Raw genomic sequence first — 18626 nt, 5'->3', positions numbered from 1 at the left:
GCGCGGCTCCCGGTTGGGCTCCGCGCATTCGAATGCCGGTTGGGCCGCGTGCGCGACTCGCACCGCGCCGCCGCGCGTCGGACATTTGCGCTTTTTCGCACATGCCGAGAATGCCGCGCGTCGCGTGCGATCATCGGCCCGGTACGGCATGCGTGAATCGGGCAGGCGCCGCCGTCCGTCCATACGACCGCGCGACACACGGCCGGCGCAGCATCGAGCCCGGCTGCCTCCACCACGCACGCTCCGCCTCCGCCTCCGCGCAGCCCCGGCATCGGCATCGGCATCGGCGTCGCCGCGTCGCGCGGCACGCATCTCGATGGAGCGATTCCGCTCCCCGGTGTAGCATCACGGCCGTCATGAAAACGATCCTCACCCGCGATTTTCTCGCGCTCATTCTCAGCGTCGCCGTCGTCGGCCTCGGCACGGGCGCCACCCTCCCCCTCACCGCGCTCGCGCTCACCGAGGCGGGCCACGGCACCAACATCGTCGGCATGCTGACCGCCGCGCAGGCGGGCGGCGGCCTCGTCGTCGTGCCGTTCGTGTCGGCAATCATGAAGCGCTTCGGCGGACGGCAAGTGATCGTCGCGTCGGTGCTCATGCTCGCCGCGGCGACCATCCTGATGCAGTTCACGTCGAGCCTCGCCGTCTGGGGCGTGCTGCGCGTCGTCTGCGGCGCCGCGTTGATGCTGCTCTTCACGATCGGCGAAGCGTGGGTCAACCAGCTCGCCGACGATGCGACGCGCGGGCGCGTCGTCGCGATCTACGCGACGAATTTCACGCTGTTCCAGATGGCGGGCCCCGTGCTCGTCAGCCAGATCGCCGGGATGACGAACGTGCGTTTCGCGCTGAGCGGCGCGCTTTTCCTGCTCGCCTTGCCGTCGCTCGCGTCGATCCGCAAGACGCCTGTCGGCGACGAGCCGCATCACGAGGCGCACGACCGCTGGACGCGCGTGATGCCGAAGATGCCCGCGCTCGTCATCGGCACCGCGTTTTTCGCGCTGTTCGACACGCTCGCCCTCTCGCTGCTGCCGCTCTTCGCGATGGAGCGCGGCGTCGCGAGCGGAACGGCCGTGCTGCTCGCGGCGATCCTGCTGTTCGGCGACACCGCGATGCAATTCCCGATCGGCTGGCTCGCCGACAAGCTCGGCCGAGAGCGCGTGCATATCGGCGCGGGTTGCGTCGTGCTCGCGCTGCTGCCGCTGTTGCCCGTCGTCGTCGCGACGCCGTGGCTCTGCTGGCCGCTCCTCTTCGTGCTCGGCGCGGCGGCGGGCAGCGTCTACACGCTGTCGCTCGTCGCGTGCGGCGAGCGCTTCCGCGGCTCGGCGCTCGTGACGGCGAGCTCGCTCGTGTCCGCGTCGTGGAGCGCGGCGAGCTTCGGCGGACCGCTCGTCGCCGGCGCGCTGATGGAGCAGCTCGGCGGCGATGCGCTGGTCGGCGTGCTGATCGTGTCGGCGCTCGCGTTCATCGTCGCCGCGCTTTGGGAGCGACGAACATTGCCGATGCACGCGGCTCGGCAGGAGCGGTGACGCAAATCGGAGCTGCGGACGTTCGCGGCCGCGAGTCCGCTGTCGTCAGCGAAAGAATGGACGAGTGCGCATGGTCGCTCGGGATTTGGCAATGTCTTGCGCGGTTTGAAACTTCTCGCTTCCGGCGTTCGAATGCTGAATGCTGAATGCTGAATGCTGAATGCTGAATGCTGAATGCTGAATGCTGAATGCTGAATGCCGAGCCGAGCCGAGCCGAGCAACGCACGGTGCAGAATACCTTGTGCCAAGCTCCAACTTCGGAATTTGCAATTTCCGACATCGAGCTCTTGGCTTCTGGCTTCTGGCTTCTGGCTTCTGGCTTCTGGCTTCGAGGTTCGAGGTTCGAGGTTCGAAATTCGAAATTCGAAATTCGAAATTCGAAGCATACGACGCATGAAGCGCCGCGCATGACGCAGCAAACGACATCCCGCCACCGCGTTGCAACGCCCCCTCCGCCCGGACACCGGACCGCCCCGACGCACCCGCCCAAACGACACGGGCGCTTGCAGCACCGAAGCCGCAAGCGCCCGATTCGACCTCTCGCACAGCCCGCGCCGCGACACTGCTCGCCGGGCGGCACGACCGTCTCCCCTCACTACGCTGTCACCCCTTCGACGCCGGCAGAATCTTCCCGACGCACGTCCCGAAGCCGACGCGATACCCGTCGCCCTGGCACCAGCCGGCGAGCGTCAGCTCGTCGCCGTCCTCGATGAACGCGCGCACGCCGCCGCTCGCGAGCGCGACGGGCTCCTTGCCGTTCCACGTCAGCTCGAGCAGGCTGCCGAACGAATCCTTCGTCGGCCCGCTGATCGTGCCCGAGCCCATCAGGTCGCCGACCCGCGTGTTGCAGCCCGACACCGTGTGATGCGCGAGCTGCTGCGCCATCGTCCAGTACATGTGCTTGAAGTTCGTGCGCGAGATCGTCGTCGCGCCGGCCGCGCCTTCCGGCTTCAGCCGCACTTCGAGCTCGACGTCGAACGCATGCTCGCCGCCGTGGCGCAGATACGCGAGCGGCTCCGGCGCCTGCTTCGGCTGCGCGGTGCGGAACGGCTCGAGCGCGTCGAGCGTGACGATCCACGGCGAGATCGACGTCGCGAACGTCTTCGCGTTGAACGGCCCGAGCGGCACGTATTCCCATTGCTGGATGTCGCGCGCGCTCCAGTCGTTCAGGAGCACCACGCCGAAAATGTGCGACTCCGCGTCCTCGCACGCGATCGGCTCGCCGAGCGCGCTGCCGCGGCCGACGATGAAGCCCGTCTCGAGCTCGATATCGAGCTTGCGGCACGCGCCGAACACCGGGCGGTCGCTGTCCGGCAGCTTCAGTTGCCCGTTCGGCCGGCGCACCGGCGTACCGCTCACGACGACCGACGACGCGCGGCCGTTGTAGCCGATCGGCATCTCGGACCAGTTCGGCAACAGCGCGTTCTTCGGATCGCGAAACATCGAGCCGACGTTCGTCGCGTGTTCCTTCGACGAATAAAAATCGGTGTAGCCGGGAATGTCGACGGGCAGATGGAGGGTCGCGTCGCGCTGCGCGACGAGCGCGCGCGCGCGCAACGCAGCGTCGTCGCGCAGCCGCGCGCAGCCGCGCTCGAAAAGGGCGCTCAGCTGGACGCGCACGCTGCGCCACGCATCGCGGCCGAGCGCGATGAAATCGTTGAGCGCCGGCCGCTCGAACACGGCCGCCTCGCCCTCCACCGTCAACAGGCCCGCGCGCGCGAGCTCGGCGAGATCGACGATCGCATCGCCGAGCGCGACGCCCGCGCGCTTCTCCGGATGGCGCGCATCGCTGAAGATGCCGAACGGCAGGTTCTGGATCGGAAAATCGCACGCGGCGTCGTTCGCCGCGTCGAGCCAGCTCTTGCGCGAAGGATCGAGGCTCGCGCGCAGTTCGTCGGGGGTAGCGCTCATCGTTGCTCCGGATTGAAGTGCTTCTTGAGGCCTTGCCAGCATTCGAAGTAATTCGCCTGCAGTTGCGCGGTGTCGAGCGCGAAGCGCGTCGGGCGAATCAGCGTGCGGGTCTCGAACATGAACGCCATCGTGTCGCCGACCTTGTTCGGCTTCGACGTGTCGATCGCCGAGGCCTTCTCGAACGTGTCCGCATCCGGCCCGTGGCCCGACATGCAGTTGTGCAGGCTCGCGCCGCCCGGCACGAAGCCTTCCGCCTTCGCGTCGTACGCGCCGTGCACGAGCCCCATGAATTCGCTCGCGACGTTGCGGTGGAACCACGGCGGGCGGAACGTGTCCTCGGCCGCGAGCCAGCGCGGCGGGAAGATCACGAAGTCGATCGCATCGACGCCCGGCGTGTCGCTTTGCGACTGCAGCACGAGGAAGATCGACGGATCGGGATGGTCGTAGCTGATCGAGCCGATCGTGTTGAAGTGACGCAGATCGTACTTGTACGGCGCGTAGTTGCCGTGCCACGCGACGACGTCGAACGGCGAATGATCGATGTCCGCGCGCCAGAGCCGGCCGTTGAGCTTCGCGACGAGTTCGAACGCGCCTTCGCGGTCTTCGTACGACGCTCTCGGCGCGAGAAAGTCACGCGGATTCGCCAGCCCGTTCGAGCCGATCGGCCCGAGGTCCGGCAGCCGCAGCAGCGCGCCGAAGTTCTCGCAAACATAGCCGCGCGCGTGCCCATCCGGCAGCGCGACCGCAAAGCGCACGCCGCGCGGAATCACCGCGATCTCGAACGGCTCGACGTCGAGGCGGCCGAGCTCCGTCATGATGAAAAGCCGCCCTTCCTGCGGCACGATCAAGAGCTCGCCGTCCGCGCTGTAAAAGAAGCGCTCGCGCATCGAGCGGTTCGCCGCGTACAGGTGGATCGCGCAGCCGCTCATCGCGGCGGCCGAGCCGTTGCCCGCCATCGTCACCCAGCCGTCGACGAAATCGGTCGGCTGCGCGGGCATCGGCAGCGGGTCCCAGCGCAACTGGTTCGGCGGAGTCGGCGGCACGTCGTCCGAATCGCCGAAGTCGGCGACGATCCGGCGCTCGCCGGACACGAGCTCGAACGGCCGATGCACGGCGGCGGGCCGGATTCGGTACAGCCACGACCGGCGGTTGTGACCGCGCGGCGCGGTGAACGCGGTGCCGGACAACTGCTCCGCATAAAGCCCGTACGGCGCGCGCTGCGGCGAGTTGCGCGCGTGCGGCAGCGCGCCCGGCAGCGCCTCGGTCGCGAATTCGTTCGCGAAGCCGCTCTGGTAGCCGGCTTCGCCCGGTTTCGATAAATCCAGTGTCATGATTGTCGTTCTCTCCATTCAAGCGACGTTCGGCGCGGCCGCGCCGCGCCGCCGCGTCACGCTCGCGAGGCCGATCACGAGGACGGCCGAGCACAGCACCGGCACGGCCGCCGCGTGGAACAGCGCGTCGTTCGACCAGCCGAGCGCGATCAGTTGCCCGCCGACGAGCGGCCCGAGCACGGAGCCGGCGCGGCCCACGCCGAGACTCCAGCCGATGCCCGTCGAGCGCAGCGACGTCGGGTAATAATGGCCCGCGAGCGCGTTGACCGCGGGCTGTCCGCCGACGACGCAAAAGCCGCCGACGAACACGGCTGCGAGCAGCCAGACGAACGCATGCGCGACCGAGCCGATCATGCCGACCGCGATCGTCGCGCACGCGAAGCACGCGAACAGCACGCGCATGAAGCCGTGCCGTTCGATGAACCAGCCGAGCGACAGCGTGCCGATCACGCCGCCCGTCTGCAGCACCGTGCCGACGATGACGGCCGTGCCGCTTGCGTAGCCCGCGTCGCGCATCACGGTCGGCAGCCAGTTCGACAGGAAATACAGGTCGATCAGGTTCATGAAGTTGATCGCCCACAGCAACAGCGTGACGCCCGCGCGCCCCGCGCGGAACAGTTCGGCAACGGGCGCGCCCTTCGGCGCCGCCTCGCGCACGACGAGCCGCGTGTCGGGCGGCACGGCGAGTTGCGGCGCGAACCTCGCGAGCCACGCGCGCGCCGCTTCGTGCCGGCCCCGCAGCACGAGCAGTTGCGGCGATTCCGGCAGGCGAGCGGCCATCGCGGCCGCAAGCGCGAGCGGCACCGCGCCGCCGACGAAGAACACCGCGCGCCAGCCGAACGCCGGAATCAGCGCGGCGCTGACGAAGCCGCCCAGCGCCGCGCCGGCCGTGAAGCCGCACGACACGATCATCATCCGCTTCACGCGGTGCACGCCCGGGCTGCATTCGCCGACGAGCGCCATCGCATTCGGCATGATGCAGCCGAGCCCGAGGCCCGTCACGAAGCGCAGCGCGATCAGCATCGGGATCGACGTCGCGAACGGCGTCGCGAGCATCGTAAGCGCGAAGAACAGCGTCGCGCCGATCAGCACCGGCCGCCGGCCGATGCGATCGGCGAGCACCGACAGGCCGAGCGCGCCGAGCAGCATGCCGAACAGGCTCGCGCTGAAGACGGGCCCGAGCGCCTGCTTCTTCACGCCCCACTCGGCGATCACGCTCGGCGCGACGTAGCCCATCGCCTGCGCATCGAAGCCGTCGATCACGAGACACAGCCCGCAGAGCGCGAGCAGCATCGCGTGAAACGCGGGCCGATGCATGTCGTCGATCACGCGCTCGATTTCGAGCACGCGCGCGCCGGCCGCCGCCGTCATTGCAGCGCCGGCGCGCCGGGCGCGCCGTCGAGCGTGGCCGCGCCGCTGCGCGCGAGCGCCATCGCCTCGCGCAGCACGTCGAGATCGCCGACCTGGTTCGCGAGCAGCAGGATCAGCTTCGCGTTGACGATCTGGCTCTCGCTGTCGGGCAGGTCGCGGTGCATGTCGATCAGCGCCTCGTAGAACGCGTCCGGATCGGATAGACGCAAGCGGGTGTCGAGGTGCATCGTGTGTCTCCTGGTCTCGGTCGGTAGCTGGTTCGGTCACGCGTTGCAGATCGCGCGGGCGAGCGCCGCGCGCACCGCGCCCGCGTCCGCCGTGCGAAAGCGCGCGCATACGTGCTGGTCCGGGCGCAGCAGATAGAACGTGCCGGGATGCGCGTCGTAGCGCTGCGCGGCGAGCCCTTCGCTGTCCTCGATCACGTCGACGCCCGCCACCGCGCGCGCGCCGCCCTTCGGCACGACGAGCAGGGGCGCGACGGGCAGCGCGTGGCCGCGCGTCGCGTCGGCGAGCGCGGGCGCGTCGCCGATCGAGCCGAACAGCAGGCCGACGAAGCCGCCTTTCAGATGCTGCAGCAGCCAGCCGGGCTCGCCGTCCGCGAGCACGGGCGCATCCGGCGCGACCGCGCCCGGGACCGGCGCGCGCTCGAACGTGTCGCCCGCCCGATCGGGCGTATTGAGCCGCGAGTCGGCGAGCACGGCGGGCACCGACAGCCGGCCGCTGTTGACGAGCTTGCGCGCGAACTCGCAGTCGCGCGCGAGCTTGAGCGTCGCGTCGCGGAACACGCGCGAGATCGGGCTCTTCGGCGTGATGAAATCGGTCGAGCGCGTCGAATTGCGGATATTCTCGTCGGCCGCGAATTCGCGCTCGCGCGCATACGTGTCGAGCAGGCGATCCGGCGCGCGGCCGTCGAGCACGAGCTTCAGCTTCCATGCGAGGTTGTCGGCGTCCTGCACGCCGCTGTTCGCGCCGCGCGCGCCGAACGGCGACACGCCGTGCGCGGAATCGCCCGCGAACAGCACGCGGCCGTGGCGGAAGCTGTCCATCCGCTGGCAGCGGAACGTGTAGACGCTCACCCATTCGAGCTCGAACTCGACGTTCGGCCCGAGCAGCGCGCGCACGCGCGGAATCACGCGCTCCGGCGCCTTCTCGGCGACGGGATCGGCGTCCCAGCCGAGCTGAAAATCGATGCGCCACACATCGTCCGGCTGCCGGTGCAGCAGCACCGACTGATTGCGATGGAACGGCGGATCGAACCAGAACCAGCGCTCGGCCGGAAACGGCGCGCTCATCTTCACGTCGGCGATCAGGAAGCGGTCCTTGAACGTGCGGCCGCGGCTGTCGAGGCCCATCATCGCGCGCAGCGGGCTCTTCGAGCCGTCGGCCGCGATCACGTAGCGCGCGCGCAGCGTGTACGGCCCGTCCGGCGTGTCGACGTCGAGCTCCGCGTGATCGGGCGTCTGCCGGATGCCCGTCACGCGGCTCTTCCAGCGCAGGTCGAGGTTCGGCAGCTCGAGCGCGCGCTCGGCCAGATAGCCTTCGACGTAGTACTGCTGCAGATTGACGAACGCGGGCCGCGCGTGTCCCACTTCCGGCAGCAGATCGAACGCGTAGATCAGCTCGTCCTGCAGGAACACCTTGCCGACGTGCCAGCCCACGCCCTTCTGCGCGACCCGCTCGCCGCAGCCGAGGCGATCGAAGATCTCGAGCGTGCGCTTCGCGAAGCAGATCGCGCGCGAGCCGCTCGACAGCGTGTCGTCGTCGTCGAGCAGCACGACGGGCACGCCCTGCTGCGCGAGATCGATCGCGGCCGCGAGCCCGACGGGCCCCGCGCCGACGACGACGGCCGGATGCGGCTCGCCTTCGTCCGCACCGGCCGCGCGCGGGCGATAGTCGAACTTCAGCGTCTGATAATCGATGGTCATGATGCCGCCCGCCGCGCTCAGCCTTCGAGGGTGTGCCACATTTCCTTGTCGCGCTCGGCCGTCCAGATCCGCGGGTCCGGATGCTGCGTGGCCTCGTCGAACGCGCGCGTCACGTCGAACGGCATGCAGTGATCGAAAATCACCCAATCGCCGAACTTCGGCTTGAGCGCCGCGTACGTTTCCTTGTAGATCGCGTTCAGGTCCTTGCCCGACGCCGCACCCGACTTCACCTTCGCGTACAGCTCGCTCACGAACGCGCGCGTGCCGGCGAGCCCGTCCGCGACTTCCTCGCGCGTCTTCAGCGCCGCGCCGCGGCCCGGCACGAGCTTCTCGGGCTCGAGCGCCGCGATCGCGTCGAGCGTCGCCGGCCAGTCCTGGAAGTACGCGTCGCCCGCGTACGGCGTCGCGCCGTACTCGACGAGGTCGCCCGACAGCAGCACCTTCTCCTGCGGCAGCCAGACGACCGTGTCGCCCTTCGTGTGCCCGCGCCCGAGCTGCATGATCTTCACTTCGAGCTTGCCGAGCCGGAGCGTCATCTCGCCCTTGAACGTGAGCGTCGGCCACGTGAGGCCGGGCACCGATTCGACCGAGCGGAACAGGCGCGGAAAGCGCTCGATCTCGCTCTTCATGTCGGCCGCGCCGCGCTCGACGATGAGCTCGTACGTGTCCTGGCTCGCGATCACGTGGTCGGCGCCGTACGCGGATGCGCCCAGCACGCGCACCGCGTGATAGTGCGTGAGCAGCACGTACTTGATCGGCTTGTCGGTGACTTCGCGGATTCGGCGGATTACGTCCTCGGCCATTACGGGCGTCGCCTGCGTGTCGGCGACGAGCACCGCGTCGTCGCCGATGATGATCCCCGTGTTCGGATCGCCTTGCGCCGTATACGCGTACGCATGCTCGGACAGGCGCTCGAACGTCACCTGCTTCTCGGTCAGGTCCGCCTGCGATGCAAATTTCTTGTCACCCGCCATCTGTCGCTCCTTGCTCCGTATTGAGGGATGCGCCGCTTTTGTCGGACAAGCCGCGCGTTCGAATGCTTGATCTGCGTCAATATTGCGATTTACGAATAGTAAAACCAATTACGATTAGTGAAATCAATGTATACCCTAACCGCCAGCGCGGAACCGATATCGATATGAGCAATTCACGCAGCCAATCACGCGCGGCGCTGCTACTATCGTTCGTATGCGGCGGCCGTTTCGGCCGCCTTTCTTCCTTCCGGAGTCCATGGTTCCGCCCACCATTCCCGAGCTCGTCGCCCGCGCGGGCAAGCTGCCGTTCCTGTGCGACCACCTCGCGCTCGAGGACGGCGCACAAAGCGCGTACGCGCACCTTCGCGACCTGAGGCTGGCGAGCGTCTACGAGCCGATCTACGACGTGTCGATGCCGGGTGCGCCGCAATCGACGTCGCTCACCGACGCGATCGAGCGCTACGGCGACGAACTGGGTTTCCAGGCGGTCACGTACCTGGGCGGCGCGCCGTTCGATCCGATCGACGCCGTCGCCGACGATCAGGAGCTCGTCGCGCTCGACCGGCTCGCGCGCAGCCTGCACGCGATCAACTTCTTCGGCGCGCAGCGGCACGGGCTGCTGTTCCTGCGCGTGCACGAGCGGCTGTTGAAGAGCGTCAAGTACGACCACGGCAAGCACTTCTCGACGGTGCTCAAGGGGTTCGGGCTGCCGCCCGAGCGCGTCGTGATCGAGCTGCCGGCCGCGGCCGTCGCGCACAAGACGTTCCTCGGCTATCTGACGAAGAGTTATCAGCACTACGGCTTCAAGGTCGCCGACAAGCTGCCCGATCCGGGACGCATCCTCGCCGTCGAGTCGGACATGGCGCGGCCGGACTACATCAAGATGGATGCGGCGATCGCGCTGCGCGAAGGGATGGTGAAGGCGCTCGTCGGCTATGCGCAGCGCGTGCGCATTCCGCTCATCTTCGATCACGTCGTCGACGAAACGCAGTTCGAGCTGCTGCGTCAGTACGACGTGCGGCTCGTGCAAGGGCCGGTGTTCTCGCAGCCGGCCGCGGTCTGACGGAGGCGGCCGCGTACGGCGCGCCGTGCGCCGCGCGGAACGCGCACGCCGCGGGCAAGATTGCGCGGCGCGATGCCGCGCCGGGCGGCGTGCGAGGAATCGGGGCGACGCGGTCGCCGCCACCGCCGGGCGCCGGTCACGCCTCGCGTTTCCCGACACGCGCGATGACACCTCCGTGATTGTCGCGTCGCGGCCGCGCATCGGTGCATCGGTGCATCGGCCGCCGCGATCGGGGCGAGGCGATTGCCGACCGCGCGAAGCGTAAGCGTCGGCTTTCCCGACGCGCGCGGCGCATGCGCCGCACTTGCGTCGCGACGCGCGCATTTCGCAATGCCTGGGGTCTGCATCGCCATCGCTCGGCAACGCCCGCGCAACGCCGGCTCAATGGTCGCCGTCGTCGCGCACCGCCAGATCGCCCGCCACTTCGAGCCCCGGAATACGGCTCGCGTACCACGTGTGCGCTTTCGGCCGAATCACCGACGGATCGTCGAGCGTCGCGTAGTTGACCTCGACCGTCGTGGGCGCATCCGAGCGCCGATATTCGAGCTGCGCGCCGCACTGCGCGCAAAAGCGCCGCTCGCCCCACGCGCTCGACGCAAACACGCGCGGCGCGCCCTTCACATACTCGAACGCGCCGATCGGCACCGTCGCCCATGCGAGCACGGCGGCGCCCGTCGTCCGCTGGCACAGCCGACAATGGCAGAAACCCGCGTCGGCGGGCACGCCGGCGATCCGGTAACGAATCGCGCCGCACGCGCACCCGCCTTCCAACGATTCCGAGCCCGGCATCACGGACATCCTGTTCACGTTGCACCTGAACGGTGCGATAGAAAGCGGGGTCTACGATACAACCGATCGCGCCAGGCTGTCGCGTTGCATCGAAGTGCGCGGCGGCGCGTCGAAATGCGGAAAGCAAGCGTTGGAATGCGCAGCGCCGAATGACCATGCCGCATTACATCATGCGCCAGCGCGCGGCCGGACGGCGCGCGGCGGCGCGCCAGCGCGCGACTCAGCCCAGTTGCCCGAGCCGCCGCGCGAGCGCCTTCAGCTTCGGGCCGACCCGGTTGCGAAACACGTCCTCGCTCATCGACGACGCCGGCCCGCTGCAGCTCAGAATCAGCCAGCGCCCTTCGCGCGGCTCGCGAAACGGCACCGCGACCGCGTTCACGTCCCCGTGCCAATCGCGAAACGAGTAGCAGCAGCCGTCGACGGCGAATTCGCCCACCGCGCGCTCCGCCGCCTCGACGAGCGCCGCCCCCGCCCGCCCCTTCCCCGCCGTCTTGCGCAGCTCGGCGAAGAGCGCGGCGCGCGCGTCGGGCGGCTGCACGGCGAGATACGCGCGCCCCATCGAGCTCGTCAGCATCGACAGCCGCGACCCCGACGCGAGCCCGAGCGTCAGCGCCGTCTCGCTGCGGATCGTCTCGAGGTAGATCATGTCGAGGCCGTCGCGGCAGCCGAGCGACACCGCCGCGCCGATCTCGCGCGCGAGCGCCTGCATGTGCGGCCGCGCGAGCGCGAGCGTGTCGGAGCCCGCGAGCAGCGCATAGCCGAGCGACAGCACGCCCGCGTCGAGCGCGTACTTGCCGAGCGCGTCGTCGTAGCGCAGATAGCCGAGCACGGTGAGCGTGTACGCGAACCGGTTGACGGTCGCCTTCGGCAGCCCGGTCCGCTCGGCGAAGTCGCGGTTGCCGAGCATCGTTTCGCCGGGCCTGAACGCACGCAGCAGATCCAGCCCCCGCGCGAGGGCGACGACGAACTTGCGTTCGTCGAGCGTGTCGGCATCGATGGTCGAAAAATTCATGCGGTGATACACTGGGTTCAATTTGCAAAACATTGTTCCGCACAGCGGAACTATAGTCAAGTGAGGAGATGACGAGATGGCTGCCGCAACCTTTCATTGGGACGATCCGCTGCTGCTCGCCCAGCAGCTCGGCGACGACGAGCGCATGGTGCGCGACGCCGCGAACGCCTACGCGCAGGACAAGCTCGCGCCGCGCGTGACGCAGGCGTTCCGCCACGAAACCACCGATACGGCGATCTTCCGCGAGATGGGCGAGCTCGGCCTTCTCGGCCCGACGATCCCCGAACAGTACGGCGGCCCCGGTCTCGGCTACGTGAGCTACGGCCTGATCGCGCGCGAGGTCGAGCGCGTCGATTCGGGCTATCGGTCGATGATGTCGGTGCAGTCGTCGCTCGTGATGGTGCCGATCTTCGAATTCGGCTCCGACGCTCAGAAGGAAAAGTACCTGCCGAAGCTCGCCACGGGCGAATGGATCGGCTGCTTCGGCCTGACCGAGCCGAACCACGGCTCCGATCCGGGCGGCATGGTCACGCGCGCGAAGAAGGTGCCGGGCGGCTACTCGCTGTCGGGCTCGAAGATGTGGATCACGAATTCGCCGATCGCCGACGTGTTCGTCGTCTGGGCGAAGCTCGACGAGGACGGCCGCGACGAAATTCGCGGATTCATTCTCGAGAAGGGCTGGAAGGGCCTGTCGGCGCCCGCGATCCACGGCAAGGTGGGGCTGCGCGCGTCGATCACGGGCGAGATCGTGCTCGATGAAGCGTTCGTGCCCGAAGAGAACATCCTGCCGGGCGTGAAGGGCCTGCGCGGCCCGTTCACGTGCCTGAACTCGGCGCGCTACGGCATCGCGTGGGGCGCGCTCGGCGCGGCCGAATCGTGCTGGCACACCGCGCGCCAGTACGTGCTCGATCGCAAGCAGTTCGGCCGGCCGCTCGCCGCCAACCAGTTGATCCAGAAGAAGCTCGCCGACATGCAGACCGAAATCACGCTCGGCCTGCAAGGGGTGCTGCGGCTCGGCCGGATGAAGGACGAAGGCACGGCGGCCGTCGAGATCACGTCGATCATGAAGCGCAACTCGTGCGGCAAGGCGCTCGACATCGCCCGCCTCGCGCGCGACATGCTGGGCGGCAACGGCATCTCGGACGAATTCGGCGTCGCGCGCCATCTCGTGAATCTCGAGGTGGTGAATACGTACGAAGGCACGCACGACATCCACGCGCTGATTCTCGGCCGCGCGCAAACGGGCATTCAGGCGTTCTTTTGAGCCTCGCGCATACGCGATCCGGGCCGGCTTCCCGCTTTGCGCTTTGGCCGACGCCCGCGCCGCCGAGGCCCGCGCGCGTTGCTCGGCAGCCACGCGCCGGCCGGGGCCTCCGGATCGCTTCGGTGTCGCCGCAAACGAAAAAGCCCCGGCACGCTCGCCGGGGCTTTTTCGTCACATGACAGTCACGCCGCGAAAACGCGCGGCGCGCACGCCGCTCACTTGTTCGGCTGCGGCGTCAGGCGCAGGTACGGACGCACCGCCTTGAAGCCCTTCGGGAAGCGCTGCTTCAGCTCTTCCGGGTCCTGCAGCGACGGCACGATCACGACGTCGTCGCCATCCTTCCAGTTGCCGGGCGTCGCGACCTTGTAGTTGTCGGTCAATTGCAGCGAGTCGATGACGCGCAGCACTTCGTCGAAATTGCGGCCGGTGCTTGCCGGGTAGGTGATGATGAGGCGCACCTTCTTGTTCGGGTCGATCACGAATAGCGAGCGCACGGTGAGCGTCTCGTTCGCGTTCGGATGAATCATGTCGTACAGCTCGGAAACTTTGCGGTCGCCGTCGGCGATGATCGGGAAGCCGACGCTCGTCGCCTGGGTCTCGTTGATGTCGTCGATCCAGCCCTTGTGCGACTCGACGCTGTCGACCGACAGCGCAATCACCTTCACGTTGCGCTTCTCGAATTCGCCCTTGAGCTTCGCGGTCAGGCCGAGCTCCGTCGTGCAGACGGGCGTGTAGTCGGCCGGATGCGAGAACAGGACGCCCCAACTGTTGCCGAGCCATCCATGGAATTTGATGCGACCGAGGCTCGAATCCTGCTCGAAATCCGGCGCGGTGTCGCCAAGACGTAGACTCATGTTGCAGCTCCTTGAACTTGCATGGGTTGGGTGCCCCGGCGCACGATGCGCACGGGCAAGCTTTTAGCTTAAGGGATTCTACGGCCGGCGCGAACGATTATTCCGTCAGATATTCATGCCTTTTCGTCATTCTTGCCGAGAGGCGTTTGACAATCCCGGAAACTTTTTCGTTCCGGATCGGCTCTCTATTGTCATTGCAAGTCGTTTACCATGCTACACAAGCGCGATCTTGCGCCGCCTGTACGCTGAGCCGCCGCGCTCGCCCGCAGGCACGGGTTTCGCTACGATGTGCGTAGGACAACCCGCCTCGGCAAGAAGGGAGTCGCAATGTCTGAAGTCAACAAGGAGAAACTGATGTCGGATATCAAAACTGTTCTCGCGGACGCGGAAGACCTGCTGAAGCAGGCCGCGAGCAGCACGGGCGACCGTGCGACCGAGCTGCGCGAGAAGGCGCTCACGCGCCTGAAGCAGGCGAAGGAGAAGGCGGCCGACGTTCAGGTGGTCGTGGTCGAAAAAGGCAAGAAGGCGGCGCGCGCCACCGACGATTACGTACACGAGCATCCGTGGACGTCGATCGGCATCGCGGCCGGCGTCGGCGTGCTGGTCGGCCTCTTGATCAATCGCAAGTAACGCGGCGCGCCAACGCGAGAGACAGCCCCCGGCGGCGCGCACGGGCGCGCCGCCGGGATTACGCGCTCCGGCCCGTCGCGGCGCCGGCCGTTCTCCGCGCGCAAGCGCTTCATCCATGACGACAGAAACCTCATCGCATCAGTCCGCGCACGGACCGCTGCGCCGCCTGCTCGGCTCCGTGTTCGCGCTCCTGCAGACCCGGCTGGAACTCGTCGGCATCGAGCTCGCCGAGGAGAAGGAGCGCCTGATGGGCGTGCTCTTCCTCGGACTCGCCGCAATGATGCTCGCGACGATGGCACTCATCAGCCTCACGGTGCTCGTCACGATCGCGTTCTGGGACACCTACCGCTGGCAGTCGCTCGCCGTCATCACCGCGCTCTACGCGCTCGGCGCGCTCTTCTGCGGACTGAAGGCGCGCTCGGGACTACGCAATGCGCCCGTCGTGTTCGAGGCGACGCTGAACGAACTGGAAAAGGACCGCGAGCTGTTCCGCGGCAAGTCGTGAACGCGCGGCCGCGCTCCTCGCCGCGCCCTTCTTCTTCTCGCCAATCTCCCGTCGACGCGCCATGAGTTACTCCGCTCCGGAACAACGATTCCGCACCGCTTCGCAGAAGCGGCACATGAGCGCGGCCCAGTACCGCGCGCTACGCAAGGAACTGCTGATCCTGCGCTCCGACGTCGAGCGCCTGGAACTCGCACAGGCGGGCGCCGAGCTGCGCCAGTCCGTCACGCATTTCAAGTGGCTGAAGTTCCTCGTGCCCGGCGTGTCGGGCGGCTCGCTCGGCAAGTCGGCGAGGAACGTGAACGCGACGCTCGGCGCGCTCGTCAGCCAGTATCCGTTGTTGAGCTCGCTCGCATCCGTCGTGCTGGCGAAGCCCATGCGGGCGCTGCTGCGGGCAAGCGCGCGCCCCGCACTCAAATGGGGTGCCGTCGGCTTCGCGGTGTGGGAGGCGTATCAGATCTGGAGGCAGGCGAAGAGCAGCGACGACTCATCCGCCCCATCCGACGCGCCGGCGCCGCGCGATCGGCGTGCGTAGCCGCAATCGGTCGAGCCTCGGGCCGAATCGCGCCTAACCCGTTCGCCAACAAGCGTCGGCGTTCGGCATATCCCGGCCGGCAGCATTCGCTCCGGCCACGCGATTCTCGCGCGTGCCGTCCGCGTGCAGCACATAGGCTCCGCAGCGGTCGTCCCGCATCGCACCATTGGCGGTCGGGCTCGCCTCCAGCGCATAACCACCACGCGCGCCGTCGAACATGATCCGCAACGCATAGACGGCGTTGTCCGAATCGGGCACCCGGTTCATTTCTTCCGGCAATGTGGCGGGCGCCCCCTCGCCGAACGCGTCGACATACTGCGCGGCGCGATACAGCGCGGCAATCGCGCTCAACCGGTTCCCGCGTTCGACATGGCCGCGATACGACGGCACCGCAAGCGCCGCCAGCACGGCCACGATCGCAAGTGCGACGATCACTTCGATCAGCGTGAAACCGCGCAAATGCGAACTGCGTTCAACATACTTCATTACCGCTTCCCTCTCCATCTATGCCGGCCGTCCCACAACCCGGCGCCAACGGCGTTCGATGCGACTGCTGTCGATCGCAACCTGCAGTTGCAGCCACTCGACCGTATCCTTCATCGCACCCACGCCACGCGCGGTCACGAGGTATGCGCGCGCGTTGGGACGACCCGGCAGCTTCCACGCTTCGATCACGCAGCTCGGCGCCTGCGCCGCGCCCGGCCATCCGGCGTATGGCCTGAACGCGCCGCCGCCGTCGAACGCGCCCGGTTGCCGCCACCCATCCGGCTCGCGTGCCGTCGTCGCATCGCCTCCCGCGGGGGCGAATGGCGCCGTACCGCTCGACAGCGCATCGGCGCACGCCTCGAGCGCGGCGTCCGCTGCGCGAAATGCAATCGATCGACTCGCGACGTTCGTCGTGCGCCGAATTTCCGTCTTCGCAATCTCGAACCACGCGGACGACATCACGATCAACGAAGCCGTTACGGCAAGTACACCTGGCAGCGCAACACCGGACGAGCCGCGCGTTGCGCGCTCGCGCCGCCACGCCGCTTCGCGCCGCACCGAATGGCGGCGAACGATCCGCACGCGTTTTGCCCGAAGCACGGCTGCGAAACGCATCATGCGCTTTCTCGATTGCGAACGGCAACATACCGTCGCAACGAGAACCTCGTGCGCGTGTCCTGCGCGCTCGACGTTCGCCCTTCGCAATCGACGTAACGCACGAGTCGCCCCGTGCGCATGCCCCGCACTTGCACGCAAACGGCCACGGCGGCCACATGCGCCCAATCCGCGGCGGTCAAAGCCGACGCATCGGTCCACTGCACTGCACCGCTCAGCCGGTAGCGCAAACGCAAGCGCTCGACGCCCTCGACAAGCGGCTGTGCGATGCCGGGCCTACCGCTGCCCTCGCAGTACAGCTCCGGCTCGCCCGTCGATGTGCTGACGCGCGCGTAGAAGCGATTGACGATCACCGGCTTTCCGTCGGCAGCGCCGACGCCCTGGCCGAGACAGTCCGTCGCTTGGCCGCTCGTCGTCGGCCAAGTGGAATTGCCGTCACCGACGTAGCGGACGACGAGGCCGTCGGAGCCGTTCGCGAGCGGATCGCATGCGAGTTGCCCGTCGGCTCCGACAGGCCTTCCCGCGACACAGCCGAACAGCCCCTGCACGGGCAGCGCATCGTGCGCGTCGAGCGGCACGAAGCCCGCGATCTGGATCTGCTGGGCAATCAGCGCGAGCGATGCCTGTGCAGCGTCGCGCAACCGCGCGGCCTCTGCCGCCGTTGCATAGGCGGCCCGCTGCACGCGATAGAGCGAGATCGCGGCCAGCAGGATCAGCAAGCCGAGCGCCATTGCGATCATCACCTCGATCAGCGTGTGGGCACGCCAACGCGCCGCTCGCATCATGAGCGCTCCGTCGATACATACGCGAGCGCCACGCATTGCCTGTCGCCGTCACGCGAAGCCGCAACATCGCCTTCACAGCGCAACGGCTCCACCGCAACCGCTCCGGAGCGTTGCCATTCGACGCGCACGCTAGCAGTGCCGGCGCCTCCGCTCGTCGCGACGAGCCTCCCGTGACGCAAACGTGACATCGACAGGTCCCAATCGACGCCCGACGGCCCGCCGGCTCGCGCCATCTCCGCCCACGAATCGGCGACGAGCATCGCCTGCTCGCGCGCCGCGGCGTCGCGTTCGCCGCGTATCGTCGCGAGAAAAGCGGCGATTACGCCAAGCGCCGCGATCGCGAGCAGCGCGCATGCGATCGCCACCTCGAGCAACGAGCTCCCGCGCATCGGCCGAAATCGCATCATGTCGACGCTCCGCAACCGCCCTCGGAAAGCCGTACGCGACCGCCTGCCGCGATCCGCAAACAGCGTCGCCAACGGTCGCCGCGCCACGCGTCAGACGCATCGCTCGGCGCGAACTCGAAACTCCGGAAGCCGCCGATTACTTGGCCCGCAGGCGGCGTAAATACGACGTCGCCGCCCGCGCCCGTCACGGCCACCTGAGCGTCGCGCACAATGCGTCGCAAGACGCGCGTTCCGCGCTCGCCGTCCGCGACGGCCACGGCCCAGCCGCACGACCAGTCGGTCGCTCCGTCGTCGCACGGCCGCCCCGCCGCGATGCATCTCGCGGCAGCGTCGCTGCGGCACAGCATGACGCGCATGCCGAGCCTGACCGCCTCCCCTCGCGCATACGCGAGCGATGCGCCGAACACGCGCGCACGTGCGTCGATCCGGTCGCGCATGCGCGCGCCGGCGAACGTTGGCGCGGCCAACGTCGCAACAAGTGCAACCAGCACGAGCACGACCATCAATTCGACGAGCATGAAACCCGCCGTCGCTCGCCCGCAACCTTCCGCTCGCATCGCCCGCTCCGTGAATCCGATGCGCCGACTCTACCGGGGCCGACGAACGGGCGCCATCTGCCGAATGGCCGAATCGCACATTGCGGCCG

Annotated in this window: 20 protein-coding genes; 6 read left to right on the top strand and 14 right to left on the bottom strand. The window is 68.1% G+C overall.

The window, feature by feature from the left end:
- Positions 1 to 344 precede the first annotated feature (344 nt).
- The gene (locus tag WS78_RS03460) at positions 345 to 1526 is read left to right on the top strand and encodes an MFS transporter (RefSeq protein WP_394335874.1); all 1182 of its coding nucleotides are present in this window, start codon (positions 345 to 347) and stop codon (positions 1524 to 1526) included.
- Positions 1527 to 2129: 603 nt separating this feature from the next.
- Here the strand turns inward: WS78_RS03460 and fahA are convergent.
- From fahA to WS78_RS03430, 6 genes are read right to left on the bottom strand one after another with little or no spacing between them, the layout of a single operon-like run.
- Entirely contained in the window at positions 2130 to 3437 is a 1308-nt protein-coding gene (fahA, locus tag WS78_RS03455; protein ID WP_059583525.1) for a fumarylacetoacetase, read from the bottom strand.
- Positions 3434 to 4768 (bottom strand): homogentisate 1,2-dioxygenase, encoded by a 1335-nt coding sequence (gene hmgA, locus WS78_RS03450; protein ID WP_038753466.1) that lies wholly within the window; start codon positions 4766 to 4768, stop codon positions 3434 to 3436. Before hmgA ends, fahA begins: the two co-directional genes overlap by 4 nt.
- A gap of 18 nt (positions 4769 to 4786) precedes the next feature.
- The gene (locus tag WS78_RS03445) at positions 4787 to 6139 is read right to left on the bottom strand and encodes an MFS transporter (protein ID WP_059583523.1); all 1353 of its coding nucleotides are present in this window, start codon (positions 6137 to 6139) and stop codon (positions 4787 to 4789) included.
- A complete protein-coding gene (locus tag WS78_RS03440) occupies positions 6136 to 6366 on the bottom strand; it encodes a DUF2783 domain-containing protein (RefSeq protein WP_038753403.1) in 231 nt (76 codons plus the stop codon). The genes WS78_RS03445 and WS78_RS03440 overlap by 4 nt, the downstream gene beginning before the upstream one ends.
- A gap of 36 nt (positions 6367 to 6402) precedes the next feature.
- On the bottom strand, positions 6403 to 8064 hold the full coding sequence (locus tag WS78_RS03435) for an FAD-dependent oxidoreductase (RefSeq protein WP_059583520.1): 1662 nt from the start codon (positions 8062 to 8064) through the stop codon (positions 6403 to 6405).
- 17 nt (positions 8065 to 8081) lie between these two features.
- Positions 8082 to 9038, bottom strand: a complete 957-nt coding sequence (locus tag WS78_RS03430) for an MBL fold metallo-hydrolase (RefSeq protein ID WP_038753401.1) — start codon at positions 9036 to 9038, stop codon at positions 8082 to 8084.
- 256 nt (positions 9039 to 9294) lie between these two features.
- On the opposite strand from WS78_RS03430, the gene WS78_RS03425 reads away from it, so the two are divergent.
- Complete coding sequence (locus tag WS78_RS03425; RefSeq protein ID WP_038753400.1) at positions 9295 to 10101, top strand: EAL domain-containing protein; 807 nt, start codon at positions 9295 to 9297, stop codon at positions 10099 to 10101.
- A 381-nt stretch (positions 10102 to 10482) separates the two neighbouring features.
- On the opposite strand, the gene WS78_RS03420 is transcribed toward WS78_RS03425, so the two are convergent.
- Entirely contained in the window at positions 10483 to 10890 is a 408-nt protein-coding gene (locus WS78_RS03420) for a GFA family protein (protein WP_038753461.1), read from the bottom strand.
- 220 nt (positions 10891 to 11110) lie between these two features.
- The gene (locus WS78_RS03415) at positions 11111 to 11902 is read right to left on the bottom strand and encodes an IclR family transcriptional regulator (protein WP_059583516.1); all 792 of its coding nucleotides are present in this window, start codon (positions 11900 to 11902) and stop codon (positions 11111 to 11113) included.
- Between the two features lie 76 nt (positions 11903 to 11978).
- Between WS78_RS03415 and WS78_RS03410 the strand changes: the two genes are divergently transcribed.
- The gene (locus WS78_RS03410; RefSeq protein ID WP_038753398.1) at positions 11979 to 13166 is read left to right on the top strand and encodes an acyl-CoA dehydrogenase; all 1188 of its coding nucleotides are present in this window, start codon (positions 11979 to 11981) and stop codon (positions 13164 to 13166) included.
- Positions 13167 to 13381: 215 nt separating this feature from the next.
- Here the strand turns inward: WS78_RS03410 and WS78_RS03400 are convergent, their stop codons facing one another.
- Positions 13382 to 14020: a peroxiredoxin gene (locus WS78_RS03400; protein ID WP_038753397.1), complete on the bottom strand. Its 639-nt coding sequence runs from the start codon at positions 14018 to 14020 to the stop codon at positions 13382 to 13384.
- A gap of 327 nt (positions 14021 to 14347) precedes the next feature.
- On the opposite strand from WS78_RS03400, the gene WS78_RS03395 reads away from it, so the two are divergent.
- From WS78_RS03395 to WS78_RS03385, 3 genes are all read left to right on the top strand, one after another.
- Complete coding sequence (locus WS78_RS03395) at positions 14348 to 14650, top strand: DUF883 family protein (RefSeq protein ID WP_038753396.1); 303 nt, start codon at positions 14348 to 14350, stop codon at positions 14648 to 14650.
- Positions 14651 to 14765: 115 nt separating this feature from the next.
- On the top strand, positions 14766 to 15155 hold the full coding sequence (locus WS78_RS03390) for a phage holin family protein (RefSeq protein WP_038753395.1): 390 nt from the start codon (positions 14766 to 14768) through the stop codon (positions 15153 to 15155).
- 115 nt (positions 15156 to 15270) lie between these two features.
- Complete coding sequence (locus WS78_RS03385; protein ID WP_038753394.1) at positions 15271 to 15687, top strand: DUF3318 domain-containing protein; 417 nt, start codon at positions 15271 to 15273, stop codon at positions 15685 to 15687.
- A 33-nt stretch (positions 15688 to 15720) separates the two neighbouring features.
- Here WS78_RS03385 and WS78_RS03380 read toward each other — a convergent pair whose 3' ends face one another.
- Genes WS78_RS03380 through WS78_RS03360 form a run of 5 tightly spaced genes read right to left on the bottom strand, consistent with a single transcriptional unit; the run spans position 15721 to position 18537 of the window.
- Positions 15721 to 16173, bottom strand: a complete 453-nt coding sequence (locus WS78_RS03380; protein ID WP_059583514.1) for a type IV pilin protein — start codon at positions 16171 to 16173, stop codon at positions 15721 to 15723.
- Between the two features lie 18 nt (positions 16174 to 16191).
- On the bottom strand, positions 16192 to 16791 hold the full coding sequence (locus tag WS78_RS03375) for a pilus assembly protein (protein WP_038753392.1): 600 nt from the start codon (positions 16789 to 16791) through the stop codon (positions 16192 to 16194).
- A complete protein-coding gene (locus WS78_RS03370) occupies positions 16788 to 17573 on the bottom strand; it encodes a PilW family protein (protein WP_059583512.1) in 786 nt (261 codons plus the stop codon). Before WS78_RS03370 ends, WS78_RS03375 begins: the two co-directional genes overlap by 4 nt.
- Complete coding sequence (locus tag WS78_RS37435) at positions 17570 to 17980, bottom strand: type IV pilus modification PilV family protein (protein ID WP_082717260.1); 411 nt, start codon at positions 17978 to 17980, stop codon at positions 17570 to 17572. The genes WS78_RS03370 and WS78_RS37435 overlap by 4 nt, the downstream gene beginning before the upstream one ends.
- Positions 17977 to 18537 carry a GspH/FimT family protein gene (locus WS78_RS03360; RefSeq protein WP_038753390.1) on the bottom strand — a complete coding sequence of 187 codons (561 nt, stop codon included), beginning with the start codon at positions 18535 to 18537 and terminating at the stop codon, positions 17977 to 17979. Before WS78_RS03360 ends, WS78_RS37435 begins: the two co-directional genes overlap by 4 nt.
- Positions 18538 to 18626 lie beyond the last annotated feature (89 nt).

The sequence above is a fragment of the Burkholderia savannae genome (assembly GCF_001524445.2).
GTDB classification, from domain to species: domain Bacteria; phylum Pseudomonadota; class Gammaproteobacteria; order Burkholderiales; family Burkholderiaceae; genus Burkholderia; species Burkholderia savannae.
The sequence above is the reverse complement of the archived record's forward strand: the minus strand, read 5'-3'. Positions and strand labels throughout refer to the sequence as shown.

Excerpts from the sequence above, each read along its gene's own strand:
- fahA (WP_059583525.1), bottom strand. The coding sequence starts at position 3,437 with ATGAGCGCTACCCCCGACGAACTGCGCGCGAGCCTCGATCCTTCGCGC.
- WS78_RS03440 (WP_038753403.1), bottom strand. The coding sequence starts at position 6,366 with ATGCACCTCGACACCCGCTTGCGTCTATCCGATCCGGACGCGTTCTAC.
- WS78_RS03370 (WP_059583512.1), bottom strand. The coding sequence starts at position 17,573 with ATGATGCGAGCGGCGCGTTGGCGTGCCCACACGCTGATCGAGGTGATG.
- WS78_RS03435 (WP_059583520.1), bottom strand. The coding sequence starts at position 8,064 with ATGACCATCGATTATCAGACGCTGAAGTTCGACTATCGCCCGCGCGCG.
- WS78_RS03395 (WP_038753396.1), top strand. The coding sequence starts at position 14,348 with ATGTCTGAAGTCAACAAGGAGAAACTGATGTCGGATATCAAAACTGTT.
- WS78_RS37435 (WP_082717260.1), bottom strand. The coding sequence starts at position 17,980 with ATGATGCGATTTCGGCCGATGCGCGGGAGCTCGTTGCTCGAGGTGGCG.
- WS78_RS03390 (WP_038753395.1), top strand. The coding sequence starts at position 14,766 with ATGACGACAGAAACCTCATCGCATCAGTCCGCGCACGGACCGCTGCGC.
- WS78_RS03360 (WP_038753390.1), bottom strand. The coding sequence starts at position 18,537 with ATGCGAGCGGAAGGTTGCGGGCGAGCGACGGCGGGTTTCATGCTCGTC.
- WS78_RS03380 (WP_059583514.1), bottom strand. The coding sequence starts at position 16,173 with ATGAAGTATGTTGAACGCAGTTCGCATTTGCGCGGTTTCACGCTGATC.
- WS78_RS03425 (WP_038753400.1), top strand. The coding sequence starts at position 9,295 with ATGGTTCCGCCCACCATTCCCGAGCTCGTCGCCCGCGCGGGCAAGCTG.
- WS78_RS03415 (WP_059583516.1), bottom strand. The coding sequence starts at position 11,902 with ATGAATTTTTCGACCATCGATGCCGACACGCTCGACGAACGCAAGTTC.
- WS78_RS03430 (WP_038753401.1), bottom strand. The coding sequence starts at position 9,038 with ATGGCGGGTGACAAGAAATTTGCATCGCAGGCGGACCTGACCGAGAAG.
- WS78_RS03445 (WP_059583523.1), bottom strand. The coding sequence starts at position 6,139 with ATGACGGCGGCGGCCGGCGCGCGCGTGCTCGAAATCGAGCGCGTGATC.
- WS78_RS03400 (WP_038753397.1), bottom strand. The coding sequence starts at position 14,020 with ATGAGTCTACGTCTTGGCGACACCGCGCCGGATTTCGAGCAGGATTCG.
- WS78_RS03375 (WP_038753392.1), bottom strand. The coding sequence starts at position 16,791 with ATGATGCGTTTCGCAGCCGTGCTTCGGGCAAAACGCGTGCGGATCGTT.
- WS78_RS03410 (WP_038753398.1), top strand. The coding sequence starts at position 11,979 with ATGGCTGCCGCAACCTTTCATTGGGACGATCCGCTGCTGCTCGCCCAG.
- hmgA (WP_038753466.1), bottom strand. The coding sequence starts at position 4,768 with ATGACACTGGATTTATCGAAACCGGGCGAAGCCGGCTACCAGAGCGGC.
- WS78_RS03420 (WP_038753461.1), bottom strand. The coding sequence starts at position 10,890 with ATGCCGGGCTCGGAATCGTTGGAAGGCGGGTGCGCGTGCGGCGCGATT.
- WS78_RS03385 (WP_038753394.1), top strand. The coding sequence starts at position 15,271 with ATGAGCGCGGCCCAGTACCGCGCGCTACGCAAGGAACTGCTGATCCTG.